Source organism: Kitasatospora sp. NPDC001540, from assembly GCF_042894345.1.
Lineage (GTDB): Bacteria > Actinomycetota > Actinomycetes > Streptomycetales > Streptomycetaceae > Kitasatospora > Kitasatospora phosalacinea_C.
The window spans coordinates 147,177-163,422 of the sequence record NZ_JBIAVO010000013.1; the positions used below are offsets into that span (position 1 = coordinate 147,177).

A 16,246-nucleotide genomic window follows, 5' to 3' on the forward strand; every position below is an offset into this window, starting at 1 on the left:
CGTCGGCCGCGTTTCTGGACTTGCCGGTCCATTTTTCGCTGCCTAGCGTGCTGGGCGTGCCCGGACGGAACCGGGCCCGAGCAGGAAGGCGCAGAACCCATGCACGCGATCCGGATCGAAGCGCACGGCGGCCCCGGGACCATGCGCTGGACCGAACTCCCCGACCCCGTGCCCGGCCCCGGCGAGGTGCTGGTGCGGGTGGGCGCGGCCGGGGTCAACTACATGGACGTCGGCGTCCGCTCCCAGCCCTGGCACGGCTGGGCGCTGCCGCTGGTGCCGGGCGTCGAGGGGATGGGGTACGTGGTCGCGCTCGGCGCGGGCGTCACCGGCCCGGCCGTCGGACGGCGGGTGGCCTGGTTCTACCACCCCGGCAGCTACGCCGAGCTGGTGGCCGTCCCGGCCGACGCGCTGGTCGAGGTGCCCGACGAGGTGCCGGACGAGATCGCGGGCGGCCTGCTGATGCAGGGCCTGACCGCCAACCACCTCACCACCGAGACCTACCCCGTCGCCCCCGGCAGCACCGCCGTCGTGCACGCCGCGGCGGGCGGCGTGGGCCGGTTGCTGACCCAGCTGGTGAAGGCCCGCGGCGGCCGGGTGATCGGCCTGGTCTCCCGGCCGGAGAAGGCGGCGGTGGCGGCGGAGGCCGGGGCCGACCACGTGCTGGTGCACTCCGGCGCCGGGTTCGAGCAGCAGGTCCACGAGCTCACCGGCGGACGCGGGGCCGACGTGGTCTACGACGGCGGCGGCGCCGACACCTTCCGCTCCTCCCAGCTCGCGCTGCGCCCGCACGGCGTGCACGCCTACTACGGCCCGTTCATGGGCGTCCCGACGCTGCGGCCCACCGACCTGCCCCACAGCATCCTGCTCAGCTACCCGGTCGTGCACCACCACGTCGCCACCCGCGAGGCCCTGGTGCGGCGCTCCGGCGAGGTCTTCGACCTGGTCCGGAGCGGGCGGCTGGTCCAGCGGGTCACCGGCCGGTACCCGCTCGCCGAGGCCGCCCGCGCGCACGCCGACCTGGAGTCCCGACGCACCACCGGCAAGCTGGTCCTGCTGCCCTGACCGACCCGTCCCCACCGGAGGAGAACCGTGCCGCTCACCCGCAAGGGCGCCGCCACCAAGCGGCGCATCGTCGAGGGCGCCGCCGAACAGATCCGCGAGCACGGCGTGTTCGGGGCCCGGCTGGAGGACGTGATGGCCCGCACCGCGACCAGCAAGAGCCAGCTCTTCCACTACTTCCCCGGCGGGAAGGACGAGTTGCTGCTCGCCGTCGCCCGGTACGAGGCGGACCGGGTGCTCGAGGACCAGCAGCCCGAACTCGGCGCCCTCACCTCCTGGGAGGCCTGGTGGCAGTGGCGCGACAAGCTCCTCGCCCGCTACCGCGCCCAGGGCGCGAACTGCCCGCTGCACACCGCGCTCGCCCAGCTCGGCCGGGCCACCGACGCGGCCCGGACGGTGACCTGCGAACTGCTCGCCCAGTGGCAGCGCCAACTCGCCGCGGGCATCCGCCACCTGCAGGCCGACGGCGCGACCGACCCGCGCCTGGACGCCGACCGGGAGGCCGCCGCCCTGGTGGCCGGGATCCAGGGCGGCGTGCTGATCCTGATGGCCACCGGCGCCACCACCCACCTGGAGGCCGCCCTGGACAGCGGCCTCGCCCGCCTGCGCGGCCCTGCGACGGGGTGCGCCACGGGGTGCGCGGGGCTGGCGGGATCTTGACGGTCGTAGGCGCTCACGCCACTCGTGGGGCGGGGACGCGGAGCGCGAGACTGGAGCCGTCGCCGACCGGGGCCACCGCAACGGGCCCACCGGCCACCGGAACCCCCGCACCGCACCGCCAGGAAGAGGCACCCCCATGTCCGCCACCGTCACCGCCCCCGCCACCGTCACCAGCGCCGTCCTGAGCGTCCCCGCCGCCGCCCCGGCCGAGGCCGCCGCCCACTACGCGGCCCGGCTCGCCTTCGAGGCGGACGTCTCCGACGTCCACGCCGACCTGGCCTCCGGCGTGCCCGGCATCGTGGTGGTCGACACCCGCAGCAAGGCCGCCTGGGACCAGGGGCACATCCCCGGCGCCGTCCACCTCCCCACCGCGCGGATCGCCGAGCTCGCGCCGGGGACGATCGACCCGTCCCTGACGGTGGTCACCTACTGCTGGGGCCCCGGCTGCAACGGCGCCACCCGCGCGGCGCTGGCCTTCGCCCGCCTCGGCTACCGGGTCAAGGAGATGCTCGGCGGCTTCGAGTACTGGGCCCGCGAGGGCTTCGCGTACGACACCGCCGCAGGCAGCGAGCAGCGCCCGGTCGACGACCTGACCGCCCCGCGCTCGGGCATCTCCTGCGCCTGCTGAGCCTCCGCCTGCGGAAGCTGCCTTCGCGGAGCCTGCGCTTGCCGGGCCTGCGTCTGCCGGGTTCGCGCTTGCTGGGCCTGCGTTCGCGGAGCCTGCGCCTGCGGAACCCGCCGCCCCCGCTCGGGAGTTCAGGCGCGGTACGCGGCGGTCGCCGTTTCGACGAAGGCCCGCACCAGCGGGTCGGGGTCGCCCGCGTTCCAGGCCACCACCACCCGGCTGGGCGCCAGGCCGTCCAGCGGCACCACCGCCAGCCCGGCGGGCAGCTCGTGCCCGAGCGGCGCCAGGCCGACCGTGCCGTTCCACAGCACCGCCTGCAGGCACTCCTGGACGCCGCGCACCACCGGCCCCTCGCGCTCGACGCCGCCGTGCCAGTACGCCTGCCAGCGCGGGTCGGTGTCCGGCGGGAACCTGAACCAGCGCCGGTCGGCCAACTCGTCCGGCCGCAACCGCTCGCGGCGGGCCAGCGGGTCGTCCGCTCGCACCACCGCCCCCACCGGGTCGGCCCGCAGCGTGCGCACCTCCAAACCGGACTCGTCGAACGGCGCCCGGGTCAGCGCCACGTCGACCAGCCCGGCGCGCAGCCCGCAGGTCGGGTCGGTCAGGTCGGTCTCCCGCACCCGGACGTCCACCTCCGGACGGCTGCGGCGGAAGGCGGCCGCCGACCGCAGCACGCCCGGGTCGGTGGCGTCACCCAGGATGCCGACGGTGATGCCCGCCCGTCCCGCCGCCGCGCCCACCCGCAGCCGGGCCCGCTCGGCGCCCGCCAGCAGCGTCCGGGCCTCCGCCAGCAGCACCGCGCCCGCCGGGGTCAGCGCGACGCCTGCGGGTGAGCGCACCAGCAGCAGGGCGCCGAGGTCGGCCTCCAACTGCCGCACCGCCCGGCTCAGCGGCGGCTGGCTGATGTGCAGGCGGCGGGCGGCCCGGCCGAAGTGCAGTTCCTCGGCGACCGCCACGAAGTAGCGCAGGGTCCGTAGCTCCACGCTGCGACGATACCCAGCCGGTATCGGCCGCGCGGAACCGGTCTTGGACAGCCGCCCGGCCCCGGCGGTGGACTCGTCGGTGGTACCCACGCCCACGCCCACGCACCGACGGGAAGCACCGCAGCCATGCGCACCGCCCACTGGATCCTCGCCGTTCCGCTCGCCCTCTTCTACCTCTACGCGGGCGCCCTCAAGGTGCTCCGCAGCCCCGACCGGCTCCGCCCGATGATGGCCTGGGTGGACCGCGTCCCGCTCCCCGCCCTGCGCACCCTGGGCACCCTCGAACTCCTCGGCGCGCTCGGCCTGCTGGTGCCCGGCGCCCTCGCCCCCTGGCCCGCCCCCGCCGCGGCGGCCGGCCTGGTCCTCCTCCAACTCGGCGCGATCCCGGTCCACCTGACCGGCGGCGACCGCCGCATCGCCCTCAACCTCACCCTCCTCGCGGCCGCCGCCGCGGCCCTGTGGCTGTCCCTCGGGTAGCCGGGTAGCCGGGGGCGGTGTGCCCCGCACCCGCTCCGGCCCCGCCCGCGGTCCGCGGGGAGGGCCGTCATACAGTTGAGCAATTCAACAATGAGGGGCGCTCCCGCGCCCCGCACCAGAAGGACCCACCCCCGTGAACGAGCCCCGCCCGCACGCCCTGTTCTCCTTCGGCACCCTGCTGGACGAACGCGTCCAGCGGACCCTCTTCGGGCGGGCCGTCCCCCGGACGCCGGACGCGCTCGCGGGGCACACGACCCGCTCCCTCCGGATCACCGACCCCGAGGTGGTCGCCACCAGCGGCCTGGACGTCCACCTCACGCTGGAGCGCCGGATCGGCGCCGAGGTCCGGGGCGCCGTCCTGCACCTCACGGACGCCGACCTGGCCGCCGCCGACGCCTACGAGGTCGACGACTACGTCCGCCGCCGGGTGCGACTCTCCTCGGGCGCGAGCGCCTGGGCCTACCTCGACGCGCGGCCGCTGCGCCCCGCCTCCCGCATCGTGATCGTCGGCGACAGCATCGCCTACGGCCGCTGCGACCCGCGGGGCGGCTGGGCGGCCCGGCTGGCCGCCGGCCACATCGCCCGCAACGAGACCGACCACCGGGTCTTCAACCTCGCCGTCCCCGGTGCCACCCTCGCCGAGGTCGCCGAGCAGACCCCCGCCCTGCTGCCGGCCCGCCTCCCCGACACCCTCGTGGTCGCGGCGGGCATCAACGACGCGGCCGCGGCCGGGGCCGGCGACGGCCCGGCCCGCTGGGAGGAGAGCCTCGACGCCCTGGCGGCGACGGCCCGGGCCCACGGCGCGCGGCTGGTCGTCGTCGGGCCGCTCTGGCTCGACGAGGACCGCGCCCCCCGCTACGACGGCCTGTCCTTCACCCGCGCCCGCGCCGCGGCCCTGCGCGAGAGCCTGCGCTCCTGGACCACCGCGCACCACGTCGACCACCTCGACCTGTGGGAGCCGCTGCGCGACCGCCCCGACCTGCTCGCCGACGGCCTGCACCCCACGCCCGAGGGGCACGACCTGCTCCACCGGCACCTCGTCGACACCGCCCTGTAGGCGCCACGGTCGCCGAGCGGAGTCGTAAATCGTTTGGACGGGGGGTCGGGGGTTGGTAGTGTTCGGAACGCCGTGATCGGAGACGAGGAGGTGAGTTCCCCCATGAGAGCTGGATCGAGGCGGGTGCTCCCCCTTTGCCCCACGGTGTAACGACTGACACAGGTGTCGTCGGGAGCGCCCGCGTGAGAACGCAAGCACTCCTGAGAGGCGAGAGCCGATGAACAACACCGTGCAGATCATCCGGGTCGACGAGACCCAGTGGCAGGCGCTCTCCGACGACGTGGTCGTCGGCGAGGCGGACCTGTCCCGGCGCCCCGACGGGCGCCGCTTCGTGAGCATCGACGTGTGGGACGACGCGGCCTTCGCGCCGCTGGCCGCCGCGATGCTCGCCGCCCTGCCCGCACCCCTGCACACCCTGGTCGCGGGGGAGGACACCGAGTCGGCCGCCCGCTGGGGCCGGGCCGGTTTCGTCACCGAACGGCGGGAGTGGGAGTATGTCCTGCCCACTGCCGTGACGGACCCCCGCCCCGCCCCCGGGGTCACCGTGCTGCCCGCCGGAACGGCCGACGAGGCCGAACTGCGGCTGCTGGACCGGGAGATCCGGGCCGAGGTCGAGGCCGCCTCCGGCTGGCACACCATGCCCGCGGAGGTTCGACCCGGCCCACGGGGGGACACTCTGATCGACCCGTCCCTGTACGCCGTCGCCCTCCACGAGGGCCGGTACGCGGGACTGGTCCGCGTGGTGTGCCGGGGTCGCGGCCCCGCCCGGATCGGCCTGCTCGCGGTCCGCGCCGCCCACCAGCGGCACGGCATCGGCCGCTCCCTGCTCGCCCACGCCCTGCACGCCCTGCACGAGACCGGCACCACCACGGCCCGGGCCGAGGTCGACCAGTCCCGCACCGCCGCCACCACCCTCCTGGAGGGCTTCGGCGCCGAACGGACCGGCCACCTCCTGCACCTGGTCCACCCCTGACGGACACTGCTGACAGACACCCAGTTTTCCCACCAGAGAATCGAGACCCCTTGCCGCGCGTATCAAAAGGTCTGGAACTTGAGGGCACCGTCCTCGAGTGCCTGCGCAACGCCACCTTCAAGGTGGAACTGCAGAACGGCCACCACGTACTGGCCCACATCAGCGGAAAGATCCGCAAGAACTACATCAAGATCCTCCCGTTCGACCGCGTCCTGGTCGAACTCAGCCCGTACGACCTGACCAGGGGTCGCATCATGTACCGCTACCGCAACTGACCCCGCGTCAGGCCGTACGGCCCCGCCGCCCCACCGGCGGCGGGGCCGTACCCGCGGACCGGCTCCAGGGCGTGGCGCAGGCTGCGCAGCACGTGCGGGTCGTCCTCGGTGCCCAGCAGCCGGCGCCGCACCGGCGGGGGCGAGGGGTTTTCCGGCGGGAGGGTCCGGGGTGTGGGACGCCGCACATCGGGGCGGCGCGCGTTGCCCCGGCCGCGCGGCGGGTGACAGAGTGCCGGGCATGGTGGCAGACGCGCAGGTCGGGGAAGCGGGCGCAGGTCCGGAGCGGGTGTTCGACTGGCTGGACGAGGCCGCGGCCGTCCGCGAGGAGGCCGGGCTGACCAGGCGGCTGCGCAGCCGCCCGGCCGACGACCCGGTGCTCGACCTGGCCTCCAACGACTACCTCGGGCTGACCCGCCACCCGGCCGTCACCGCGGCCGCCGCCGAGGCGGCCGTCCGCTGGGGCGGCGGCGCGACCGGCTCCCGGCTGGTCACCGGCACCACCGAGGCGCACACCGCGCTGGAGCGCGAACTCGCCGAGTTCTGCGGCTACCAGGCCGCCCTGGTGTTCTCCTCCGGCTACACCGCCAACCTCGCCGTCCTGACCGCGCTCGCCGGACCGGACACCCTGATCGTCTCCGACGCCCACAACCACGCCTCGCTGATCGACGGCTGCCGCCTCGCCAGGGGTCGGGTCGCCCGCGCCGCGCACGGCGACCCCGCCGCGGTGCGCGAAGCCCTCGCCGCCCGCACCGAACCCCGCGCCCTGGTGGTCACCGACTCGGTGTTCTCGGTCGACGGCAACGCCGCCCCGCTCGCCGCCCACCTCGCCGCCGCCCGCGCGCACGGCGCCGCCCTGGTCATCGACGACGCGCACGGCCTGGGCGTGCTCGGCCCCGGCGGCGCGGGCGCCGGAGCCGCCGCGGGCATCGCCGGACAGCCCGACGTGGTCGCCACCGCGACGCTCTCCAAGTCCCTCGGCTCCCAGGGCGGCGTCGTCCTCGGCCCCGAACGGGTCATCCGCCACCTGGTCTCCGCCGCCCGCACCTTCATCTTCGACACCGGCCTGGCCCCCGCCGCCGTCGGCGCCGCCCTCGCCGCGCTGCGCCTGCTGCGCGCCGAACCCGGCCGGGCCGCCGACGCCCTGCGGGTGGCCCGCGAACTCGCCGACCGGCTCGCCGAAGCGGGCCTGGACGCCTCCGCCCCCGACGGCGCCGTGGTCTCCGTCCGCGCCGACGACCCCGAGCACGCCGTCCGCTGGGCCGCCGCCTGCCGGGACGAGGGACTGGCCGTCGGCTGCTTCCGGCCCCCGTCCGTCCCCGACGGCGTCCCGCGGCTGCGGCTGACCGCCCGCGCCGACCTGACGGCCGAGCAGGTCGCCTTCGCGGCCGGCGTGGTGCTCAAGACCCGCTGAGCGGGCGCGCCCAAAGCGCGCCCGCCCCGGGCGGGATCAGCCGAAGACCACCTGGTCGACCGTCCAGAACGCCGAGTTGGTGCCGGTGTAGCGGAACTGGAACCGGGCCGTGGACGCGCCCGCCGGGACGGCCACCTCCAGGTGCTCGACCGTGTTCAGGTCGGCGCGGTAGGACTTCACCAACTGCGCGGCCCCGCCGTCGAAGGACACGTACACGTCGCCGGTCTGCGGGCCGTCCACCTTGTAGTCGGTCGCGAAGGACAGCGTGCCGCGGGTGCGGCCCGCCACCGGGTACGCCGGGCTGACCAGCGTCGAGTCGAACTGGCCGGTGCCGTGCGCCTTGTCGTCCCACTCGTCGGAGTCCGCCACCGCGAACACGTCGCGGGCCCGGACGTTGGTCTCCCGGCCCTGGCCCAGCTGCGCCGCCGTCCAGAACTCGTCGGTGGCGAACGCCCAGCCGCGCCACTCGGTGACGCCGCCGCTCGGCATCCGCGAGTTGTCGACCGTCCAGCCGGCCGGCGGGGTGTGGGTGAAGCCCTTGACCGTCGAGCCGATGCCGCTCTCGTCCACCCGGGTCTGCAGGCTCGGCCGCAGCGCGTCGAACGCGTCCGGCACGATCTCGTCGACCGGCCTGCCGTCCAGGCCCCAGGCCGGGTCGATCGGCGCGCCCTCGTGCTCGAGCACGGTCGGCGCGATGTCCACCGGCTTCACGTCGTAGCGGCGCGCCCCGGCGGCGTACCCCCGGCCGTTCAGGACCATCCAGGTCTGCCGCTCGTTGGCGCTGTTGCCGCCGTGGCCGCCCGCGTCGGTGTGGCCGTGGTCGGTGGTGACCACGACCAGCCAGTCCTCCGCGGCGTACGTGGGGCGGGACTTCAGCGCGGTGAGCACCTGCCCGACCAGGCCGTCCGCGCCGTGGATCGCCGCCAGGTACTGGCTGGACGCGCCGCCGTAGGAGTGCCCGGCCTCGTCCACCTCGTCGAAGTGCAGGAACACCGAGTCCGGGTTGCCGTGCGCCAGGTAGTCGGCGGCGTCCGAGGCGGTCTTCGCGTCGTTCTCGCCCTCCGGGATCCGCAGGTCGGCGGCGCCGTTGAAGACGTTCGCGGTGATCGGGTTCCAGGAGCCGATCACCAGCGTCGAGTTCGCCGGGTCCGCGGCCTCCAGGCGGCTCGCGTAGTCCGGGTACAGGTCGAAGCGCGCACCGGTGAAGCTGTTGTCCAGCACCCGGTGCTTGTCCGGCCACGCGCCGGTCGCGATCGTCGACCACCCCGGGCCGGAGAGCGTCGGCGCCAGCGGGTTCGCGTAGAGGTTCGACGTCGCCGTGGTGCCCGAGGCCATCAGCGCCTTCAGGTTCGGCGCGTCCGCCGTCAGCAGCTTGTCGTACCGGGTGCCGTCGATGCCGATCACCAGCGTCTTGGCCTGCTTGCTGCCGTTCGGCAGACCGTTGTACGCACCGCTCGCCGCAGCGGCCGACGAACCGCCCAGCGGGACGAGCGCGGCCGCGACGACGGCCGCTGCGGAGAGGGAAAGGGCCATGGTGGAACGGGAGTTGCGCACGGGGTCTCCCAACGCGGAAGCGGGACGGTGCGGTCGCACCGGCAACCGAGGATGGGCCGGGCGGGCGAGCGCGAACCCGCACCGAGCCCACAGTTGTATGAACAAGCACCGAAATTCAGTGGCCCGTGGCCCCTGCCCCTGGCCCTGCCTCTGGCCCTGTGGGGCCTGCTGACCGCGGGCCGACCGGCCCCCGGCCGGGGCCTCGGAGAGTCAGCACGATCTTGCCGCGGGTGTCCCCGCGCTCGATCAGCTCGTGGGCCTTGGCCGCCTCCTCCAGCGGGAGGGTGTGCTCGACGTGCGGATGCAGCAGGCCGTCCTCGACCAGGGCGGTGAGCGCCTCCAGGCCGACCCGGTCGGGTTCGACGGTGACGCCGGCGAAGCGGCGCCCGGCCGCGGTGGTGGCGTCGCGCAGGGCGGTGTCGGTCCGGGCGACCAGGGTGACCAGCAGGCCGCCGGGGGCGCAGCACCCCGATCGAGCGGGGGCCGACCGGGCCGCCGACACCGTCCAGGACGACGTCCAGGTCGGAGAGCACCTCGGTGAAGTCGGTGCCGCGGTGGTCGACCACCTCGTCGGCGCCGAGCCCCGTACGAACTCCGCCTTCCCGCCGCTGGCGGTGGCGACCACGTACGCCCCGCGGGCCTTGGCGATCTGCACCGCGAGGTGGCCGACCCCGCCGCCGGCCGCGTGCACCAGCACCCGCTGCCCGGGGCCGACCTGCCCGGTGTCGACGAGCGCCTGCCAGGCGGTCAGCCCGGCCAGCGGCAGCGCCGCGGCCTGCACGTGGTCGAGGTTCGCGGGCTTGCTGGCCAACTGCCGGGACGGGACGGCCACGTACTCGGCGTACCCGTTGCCCGGCCGGGGGAAGAACGGCATCCCGTACACCTCGTCGCCGACCGCGAACCTGGTCACGCCCGGCACCACCTCCTCGACCACCCCGGAGACGTCCCAACCGAGCACGAACGGCGGCTCGCCCAGCAGCGGGAACGCGCCGGAACGGACCATCGCGTCCACGGGGTTGACGGCGGCGGCGTGCACCCGGACGAGGACCTCGGAGGGCAGCGGGGCGGGGCGGGGCAGGTCGACGGTGTGCAGCACGGACGGGGCACCGACGGTGGACTGGGAGACGGCACGCACGACATGACTCCTTGGCGGCAGGCGGCAGGCGGCAGGCGGCAGGCGGCAGGCGGCAGGCGGCAGGCGGCAGGCGGCAGGCGGCAGGCGGGAGAAGGGCGGTGGCGCGGGTCAGGCGGTGGCGCGGTGCTCGGCCAGGAAGCCGGTGATCAGGTCCTGCCACTGCGCGGGCCGCTCGGCGAACGGCAGGTGCCCGGTGGGCAGTTCGACGGACCGGGCACCGGGGATGCGCGCGGCCAGTTCGCGCTGCAGGGCGGGCGGGACCAGTGGGTCGGCGGTGGTGGTGACGACCAGGGTGGGCGCCTGGACGCGGGCCAGGTCGGCGCGCACGTCGATCCGCCGGACCAGGTCGACGTGCTCGGGGGTGCCGGGCGGCAGCGCGGCGGCCAGGGCGTCGATCGCCCCGCGCAGCGCGGCCGGGTCGGTGCCGTCCAGGGCCTCGGTGCTGAACGCGACCAGGGTCAGGAACTCGGCGAGCAGTCCGTGGGCACCGGAGGCGTACAGCTCGCCCCACAGCCGGGCGGCGAGGTCCAGCCGGGCGTCGCGATGGGCGAAGGTCGCGGTCAGCACCAGGGCGCTGACCCGCTCCGGGCGGCGGGCGGCGGCGCGGATCGCGACCGGGCCGCCGAGCGAGAACCCGACCAGGGCGAAGCGGTCGAGGCCCTCGGCGTCGGCGGCGGCGACCAACTGGTCGGCGAGTTCGTCGGCGTCCAACGGGCCGGTGGCGCGCGGCGATCCGCCGGTGCCGGGCCAGTCGACGCCGACCACGGTGTGCCCGGCGGCCAGGCCGTCCAGGATCGGCCCGTAGTTCGCCTCGGTGCTGCCCCCCGCGCCGTGGGCGAGCAGCAGGCCGGGGCCGGAGCCGCGCACGGTGCGGGCCAGCGGGGCGGCGGGTGCGGCGGACGTGCCGGAAGCGGTGACGGACATGGGAGTTCCCCCTCCTGGGGCGGTGTCGCCCCGATTTCTGTAGTGATCGCTACAGATGAACCGTAGCACGCTCTGTAGGGATCGCTATAGAATTCCGGCATGACCACCAAGGGGCGCCCGCGCAGCTTCGACCGGGACGCCGCGCTCGACGCGGCACTGCACGAGTTCTGGCGCCACGGGTACGAGGCCACCTCGCTGGCCGGGCTGACCAAGGCGATGGGCATCAACCCGCCCAGCCTGTACGCCGCGTTCGGCGACAAGCGGCGCCTGTTCACCGCCGCCGTCCAGCGCTACGCCGACACCCACGGCCGCTACGGCGCCCTGGCCCTCGCCCGGCCCACCGCCCGCGAGGCCGTCGAGACCATGCTCAGGCTCGCCGCCGCGGAGTACGCCGCCCCAGGCCACCCGCCGGGCTGCCTGGTCGTCGACGCCGCGACCAACACCACCGACGCCGCCCGGGACGTCCGGGAGGAACTGCGCGCCGTCCGGGAGGGCAACAAGAAGGCGATCGCCGCCAAGATCACCGCCGACGCGGCGGCCGGCCTGCTGCCCCCCGGGGTCGCCGAGGAGGCGGACGCCCTCGCGGGCTTCTACGCCTCCGTCATCCAGGGCATGTCCACCCAGGCCCGCGACGGCGCCGACCGGGCCGCTCTGGAGCGGATCGCCGAGATCGCCCTGCGGGCCTGGCCCGCAGGAACGGGCGAGGACGCGAGCGCGGGCGCCGGGGCAGCAGGGGCCTGAAGCGCCGCGCGTCGGCCCGCGACCCGGCCCGCTGGAGGCGGGGCGCCAGCTGCCGACCGTCCCCCGCTCAGGGCGCGCAGCCGGTCAGCGGAGCCGTCTCACCCGCCGGGCGCCCGCACAGGTGGTCGACCACCGGCGCGCCCTGCGCGTCGCGCCGGACCCGGATCACGTGCAGGCCGTGCCCGGGCTGCGGGTCGGTGGCCAGCGGGGCCGCCCCGCGGAAGTCGACCGTCCCGGTGGGCCGGTTGTTCAGCTGCACCGCGCGCAGCGCCGCCATCACCGAACCCGTCCCGCTCAGCTGCGAGGCCCCGGCCTTGGCCGCACCGGCCTGCAGCGCCGCCACCGCGTCGTAGGCGAGGGCGAGCGAGCCGTCCGAGAAGACGTCGTCCTCGTACGGGTTGGCGGTCCGCGGCACCAGGTGCAGGACGCCCGCGGCGGTCGCGGCCAGGTCGGAGCCGCGCGCCGTCGCGGCCGGGTCGCTCAGCGCGGTGTAGTACAGGGTGGCCTGCGGGGCCACCGCCGTGCCGCCGGTGCGGAACTGCGCCTTGGTCAGGTCGTCCCCGGTGAGGACGGTCAACGGCCGGGCGCAGCCCTTGTCGTCGGCCAGCCGCCGCATCAGCTGGTTCACGTCGTCGGCGCGCCCGGCCAGGTACAGCACGGCGGGCGGGTGCTCGCCGTGGCAGGTGGTGGCGAGCGCCTGCTCGTAGTCCGGGTCGCCGTTGCTGTTCAGGCCGTACTCCAGCGGGCGGCCACCGATCAGCCGGTAGCCCGCCTCGGTGAGCATCGCGCTGCCGTAGCGGGCGTGCTCGGGGCTGTAGCGGTCGTCGGGCGTGGGGGTGCGGGTCAGCACGGCCGCCCAGCGGTCCGGCGGCGGGGTGCCGAGGCCGTCGACGATCAGGCGCAGCGCCGCCGCCTCCTCCTGGTCGGTGGCGGCCAGGCCGAAGTAGTTGACGTGGCCGCGGGCCAGGTAGCTGGCCGAGTTGGTGGTGCTGACCACGGCCAGGCCCGCCTGCTGGAGCAGCGTCAGCGCGGCGTCGCTGTCCTCGGTGTCCCGGCCCAGGCCGACCACCCCGGCGATCGAGCGGTCCCGGGCGGCCAGGTCGACGATCCGGTGCACCATCTCGGTCTGGAAGTACATGTCCTGCCCGCCGTTGGCGACCAGCACCTTCACCTTCAGCGGGTCGCCCGCGTTGTTGCGCACCTGCGCCAGGTGGACGCCCGCCAGCTCCTTCAGGCCGTTCAGCGCCCGGCCCTCCTGCCCGGCCGCGGTGGTCAGCGCGCCCGCGTACACCACCGTCACGTAGCGGACGTCCGGCAGCGCGTCCACCCGCGCGTTCTCCCGCCGGATCGCCTCCTCCAGCTCGCCCAGCCCGACGTCCGCCCCGGTGCGCCCGGCGTCCCGCCCCGGCAGTTCGCCGCTCAGGCGCACGCCGCCGTCCCCCGCGAAGGTCACCGAGCCGGTGGCCACGCCCACGCACTCCCGCGTCCCGCCCGGGCCGGTGCGCCAGACCGCATCCGGGTTCGAACCCACCAGCCGGGCCTCGCAGTACTGATCCGCCAACTGCTGCACCCGCAGCCCCGCCCCGGCCGCCACCAGCACCAGCGCCAGCAGTACCGACCAGCGCGACCACAGGAACCACCAGGACCGCCGCACCGGCACCGGCGCCAACCGGGTGCTCCCGCCCGCCTGCAACTGCTGCCTGGTCAGCCGCACCGGCAGCGTCCACGCCAACGCCCGCCCCCGGCTGGGCGCCTGACGCACCCGCAGGTCGCTCACCCAGTTCTCGTACGGACCGCGCAGCGGACCGAAGGAGTGCCCGCCGGGCGGGACGGTGCGCTCGTCCTCCAGCCAGGCCGTCACGTCCGCGTGCGCGACCGCGGCCAGCACCAGCAGCGGGTCCTGCTCGCTGCGGCGGCTGCGCACGTCGGAGATCGCGCCCAGCACCCGCAGCGCGCCGCCCGGCGCGTCCGCCCGCGGCACGAACACCACCGGCGGGACGCGCCGCTTGCGGCCCCGGGCGTCCGGCGCCCAGGAGCGGTGCGCCCAGCGCAGGTCCTCCAGCAGGGCCAGGGTGCGCAGTTGGAGGTGGAACTGCTGGGCGCGGTCGCGCTCCTCGGCCGGGGTGCCGGGCAGTTGGGCCTTCAGGATCTCCCCGGCCACCTCGCGGGCCCGGGCCTGCGTCACGTCCCAGGACATCCGCGGCCGCCACAGCGACCAGGCCGCCGCCTGCCGCCCCGACGCGGCCAGGAACGTCGTCGTGGCGAACCAGCGGCTGGCCGGGCCCAGCCAGGACAGCGGCGCCGTGTTGCGCCGCACCCAGCCGGTCGCCCCGAGCACCGCCACCGCCCCCAGCAGCACCGTCGCGACCAGCTGCCAACTCGCCTGCGTCAGCAGGCTGGTGAGCGCCGCCAGGACGAACGCCCCGATCAGCGTGGTGGAGTTCAGGACGGGGGACAGCAGGCGCTGCAACTCGCCACCGGTGCCCCGTGGTTCGGGACGCCAGTGCAGGTCCCGCAGCCGGGCGAGCACCGACTCCACCAGCTCCTCGAACGGCCGCCCGGCCGATCCCGCCCCGGCGGCCGATCCCGCCCCGGCGGCCGATCCCGCCCCGGCGGCCGATCCCGCCCCGGCGGTGGTCGTCGCCCCGGCCGCGTCGTCCAGCACGTGCCGGGTGGCGGCCTCGATCGCCGCCACCAGCCGGGAGCGGGGCGCCGGGTAACCGCGGTACCAGGACGGCCCGCGGCGGGCCCACGGGCCCTTCGCCAGACCGTCCAGGATCGCGATCGCATTGCCGTGCGGATCGCCGTCCGGCGCGTACGGCACCGTCCGGTGCGGCAGGTCGCCGCCCTCCTGCGCCTCCTGCACCGCCCGGACCACGGAGCGGACCTCCGCGTCCAGCTCCGGATCGTCCTCCTGCGCGTACAGCACCACCACCGGCATCGGCAGCCGGGCCGAGCTGAACTGCGCCACCAGGTCCTGGACCAGCGCGTCCACCTCGTACTTGGCGGTGGTGCGCACCCCGCCGATCCCCGTGCCGCCACGACCCGAACCGGACGCCATCGCCACCCCCGTAGCCACCGCCCCGCGCCCGAAGCGGCGCCGGGAGACCAATGTAGACCCCGCCTCCGACGCCGCACACCGGTCCGGCCCCGGCGGGGTGGGGGACGGACGCTGTGGGAGCGCTCCCATATTCGCCCCCGGCCGTGTACGATCACGCCGCAGCCCACCCGCACGCCGCCGTACACCGCCGTACACCGCCGTACGGCGGAAGCGCGGGCACCGCGCACCGAGCACCGAGCACCGAAGCCTGGGGAGCCAGCCTTGTCCGACGCCGCATTCACCGTCATCGACCTCGGCGGCACCACGCTGCGCACCGCCCGCTACGGCGTGTCCGAGGACGCCGTCACCGACGTCCGCCGCGTCCCCACCGACGGCATAGCCGCGCACCCCGACCTGCCGGTCGCCCAGCTGCAGGCCCGGGTGCTCGACCAGGTCGCCGCCCTCGCCGCCGAAGCCGTCGAACGCCACGGCAGCAGCGCCGTCGCCATCGCCTTCGCGGGCCCCGTCACCGCCGACGGCCGCGCCCTGGCCGCGCCCACCGTCTGGGGCGGCCCCGGCGAACAGCTCCCGGTGCGGCGGCAGTTGGAAGAGCGCCTCGGCCTGCCCGTCGTCGTGGTCAACGACCTGACGGCCGCCGTCTGGCGCTACGTCGACCCCGCCGACGAGCGGCCGTTCTGCCTGATCACGGTCAGCTCCGGCATCGGCAACAAGGTCTTCCGCCACGGCGAGGTCCTGCTCGACACCGAGGGCCACGGCGGCGAACTCGGCCACTGGACCGTCGACCCGTCCCCCGACGCCGCCCCCTGCGACTGCGGCGGCCGCGGCCACCTCGGCGCCCTCGCCTCCGGCCGCGGCGCCCTCGCCGCCGCCCGCCGCGCCGCCCGCGCCGACCCGGACGGCTACGCCCGCTCCGCCCTCGCCGCCACCGCCCCCGACCCCGAACAGCTCGACAACCACGCCCTGGTGGCCGCCCTGCGCACCGGCGACGCCTTCGCGACCGACGCCCTGCGCCCCGGCATCACCGCCCTCGCCTCCGCGATCACCGCCGTCTTCACCGCGATCGGCATCCGCCGCTACGTCCTGATCGGCGGCTTCGCCCTCGCCGTCGGCCCGCGCTACGCCGAACTCCTCACCGCCGAACTCGAACGGCTCGGCTGCTTCGGCCTCACCCCCGAGGAGATCCGCGACACGGTCGTCCTCGGCGCCGCCGACGACGACTCCGGCCTCATCGGCGCCGGCCGCCTCCTCGCCGCCCGCCGCCCGGCCGCCCTGCCGGTCTGACCCGCGCCCCGTCCCGGCCCCGCCCCCGCG

Annotated in this window: 15 protein-coding genes and 1 pseudogene; 10 read left to right on the forward strand and 6 right to left on the reverse strand. The window is 75.9% G+C overall.

Annotation, left to right across the window (positions count from 1 at the left end):
* The first annotated feature begins 99 nt into the window (after positions 1-99).
* The 3 genes from ACFY00_RS18040 to ACFY00_RS18050 all read left to right on the forward strand — a co-directional run bounded on the left by ACFY00_RS18040 (position 100) and on the right by ACFY00_RS18050 (position 2,347).
* On the forward strand, positions 100-1,062 hold the full coding sequence (locus tag ACFY00_RS18040) for a quinone oxidoreductase family protein (RefSeq protein ID WP_388032465.1): 963 nt from the start codon (positions 100-102) through the stop codon (positions 1,060-1,062).
* Positions 1,063-1,089: 27 nt separating this feature from the next.
* Positions 1,090-1,719, forward strand: a complete 630-nt coding sequence (locus ACFY00_RS18045) for a TetR/AcrR family transcriptional regulator (protein ID WP_388032466.1) — start codon at positions 1,090-1,092, stop codon at positions 1,717-1,719.
* Between the two features lie 136 nt (positions 1,720-1,855).
* Positions 1,856-2,347, forward strand: a complete 492-nt coding sequence (locus tag ACFY00_RS18050) for a rhodanese-like domain-containing protein (protein WP_388032467.1) — start codon at positions 1,856-1,858, stop codon at positions 2,345-2,347.
* Between the two features lie 128 nt (positions 2,348-2,475).
* On the opposite strand, the gene ACFY00_RS18055 is transcribed toward ACFY00_RS18050, so the two are convergent.
* A complete protein-coding gene (locus ACFY00_RS18055; protein WP_388032468.1) occupies positions 2,476-3,327 on the reverse strand; it encodes a LysR family transcriptional regulator in 852 nt (283 codons plus the stop codon).
* Positions 3,328-3,453: 126 nt separating this feature from the next.
* On the opposite strand from ACFY00_RS18055, the gene ACFY00_RS18060 reads away from it, so the two are divergent.
* The 4 genes from ACFY00_RS18060 (at position 3,454) to infA (ending at position 6,109) form a co-directional block, all read left to right on the forward strand.
* Complete coding sequence (locus ACFY00_RS18060) at positions 3,454-3,804, forward strand: DoxX family protein (protein WP_388032469.1); 351 nt, start codon at positions 3,454-3,456, stop codon at positions 3,802-3,804.
* Positions 3,805-3,937: 133 nt separating this feature from the next.
* Positions 3,938-4,861, forward strand: a complete 924-nt coding sequence (locus tag ACFY00_RS18065) for a GDSL-type esterase/lipase family protein (protein ID WP_388032470.1) — start codon at positions 3,938-3,940, stop codon at positions 4,859-4,861.
* Between the two features lie 217 nt (positions 4,862-5,078).
* Positions 5,079-5,834: a GNAT family N-acetyltransferase gene (locus ACFY00_RS18070; RefSeq protein ID WP_388032471.1), complete on the forward strand. Its 756-nt coding sequence runs from the start codon at positions 5,079-5,081 to the stop codon at positions 5,832-5,834.
* A gap of 50 nt (positions 5,835-5,884) precedes the next feature.
* Positions 5,885-6,109 carry a translation initiation factor IF-1 gene (gene infA / locus ACFY00_RS18075; RefSeq protein WP_033216059.1) on the forward strand — a complete coding sequence of 75 codons (225 nt, stop codon included), beginning with the start codon at positions 5,885-5,887 and terminating at the stop codon, positions 6,107-6,109.
* Here infA and ACFY00_RS18080 read toward each other — a convergent pair.
* Positions 6,097-6,240, reverse strand: coding sequence for a hypothetical protein (locus ACFY00_RS18080; RefSeq protein WP_388032472.1), 144 nt, complete (start codon positions 6,238-6,240; stop codon positions 6,097-6,099). The genes infA and ACFY00_RS18080 overlap by 13 nt on opposite strands.
* 107 nt (positions 6,241-6,347) lie before the next feature.
* Here ACFY00_RS18080 and ACFY00_RS18085 point away from each other — a divergent pair, with 107 nt between their 5' ends.
* Entirely contained in the window at positions 6,348-7,520 is a 1,173-nt protein-coding gene (locus ACFY00_RS18085; protein ID WP_388032473.1) for an 8-amino-7-oxononanoate synthase, read from the forward strand.
* A gap of 36 nt (positions 7,521-7,556) precedes the next feature.
* Here the strand turns inward: ACFY00_RS18085 and ACFY00_RS18090 are convergent, their stop codons facing one another.
* The 3 genes and pseudogenes from ACFY00_RS18090 to ACFY00_RS18100 all read right to left on the reverse strand — a co-directional run bounded on the left by ACFY00_RS18090 (position 7,557) and on the right by ACFY00_RS18100 (position 11,133).
* Positions 7,557-9,074: an alkaline phosphatase family protein gene (locus tag ACFY00_RS18090; protein ID WP_388032474.1), complete on the reverse strand. Its 1,518-nt coding sequence runs from the start codon at positions 9,072-9,074 to the stop codon at positions 7,557-7,559.
* A 205-nt stretch (positions 9,075-9,279) separates the two neighbouring features.
* Positions 9,280-10,209, reverse strand: a pseudogene (locus ACFY00_RS18095) (NADP-dependent oxidoreductase); the annotation flags it as partial.
* Positions 10,210-10,317: 108 nt separating this feature from the next.
* The gene (locus ACFY00_RS18100; protein WP_388032475.1) at positions 10,318-11,133 is read right to left on the reverse strand and encodes an alpha/beta fold hydrolase; all 816 of its coding nucleotides are present in this window, start codon (positions 11,131-11,133) and stop codon (positions 10,318-10,320) included.
* A gap of 99 nt (positions 11,134-11,232) precedes the next feature.
* Here ACFY00_RS18100 and ACFY00_RS18105 point away from each other — a divergent pair, with 99 nt between their 5' ends.
* Entirely contained in the window at positions 11,233-11,874 is a 642-nt protein-coding gene (locus tag ACFY00_RS18105; protein WP_388032476.1) for a TetR/AcrR family transcriptional regulator, read from the forward strand.
* Between the two features lie 67 nt (positions 11,875-11,941).
* Here ACFY00_RS18105 and ACFY00_RS18110 read toward each other — a convergent pair whose 3' ends face one another.
* Complete coding sequence (locus ACFY00_RS18110; protein WP_388032477.1) at positions 11,942-14,893, reverse strand: hypothetical protein; 2,952 nt, start codon at positions 14,891-14,893, stop codon at positions 11,942-11,944.
* 303 nt (positions 14,894-15,196) lie between these two features.
* Here ACFY00_RS18110 and ACFY00_RS18115 point away from each other — a divergent pair, with 303 nt between their 5' ends.
* The gene (locus ACFY00_RS18115) at positions 15,197-16,216 is read left to right on the forward strand and encodes an ROK family protein (RefSeq protein ID WP_388032478.1); all 1,020 of its coding nucleotides are present in this window, start codon (positions 15,197-15,199) and stop codon (positions 16,214-16,216) included.
* Positions 16,217-16,246 lie beyond the last annotated feature (30 nt).

Excerpts from the sequence above, each read along its gene's own strand:
- ACFY00_RS18105 (WP_388032476.1), top strand. The coding sequence starts at position 11,233 with ATGACCACCAAGGGGCGCCCGCGCAGCTTCGACCGGGACGCCGCGCTC.
- ACFY00_RS18040 (WP_388032465.1), top strand. The coding sequence starts at position 100 with ATGCACGCGATCCGGATCGAAGCGCACGGCGGCCCCGGGACCATGCGC.
- ACFY00_RS18085 (WP_388032473.1), top strand. The coding sequence starts at position 6,348 with ATGGTGGCAGACGCGCAGGTCGGGGAAGCGGGCGCAGGTCCGGAGCGG.
- ACFY00_RS18050 (WP_388032467.1), top strand. The coding sequence starts at position 1,856 with ATGTCCGCCACCGTCACCGCCCCCGCCACCGTCACCAGCGCCGTCCTG.
- ACFY00_RS18060 (WP_388032469.1), top strand. The coding sequence starts at position 3,454 with ATGCGCACCGCCCACTGGATCCTCGCCGTTCCGCTCGCCCTCTTCTAC.
- ACFY00_RS18100 (WP_388032475.1), bottom strand. The coding sequence starts at position 11,133 with ATGTCCGTCACCGCTTCCGGCACGTCCGCCGCACCCGCCGCCCCGCTG.
- ACFY00_RS18070 (WP_388032471.1), top strand. The coding sequence starts at position 5,079 with ATGAACAACACCGTGCAGATCATCCGGGTCGACGAGACCCAGTGGCAG.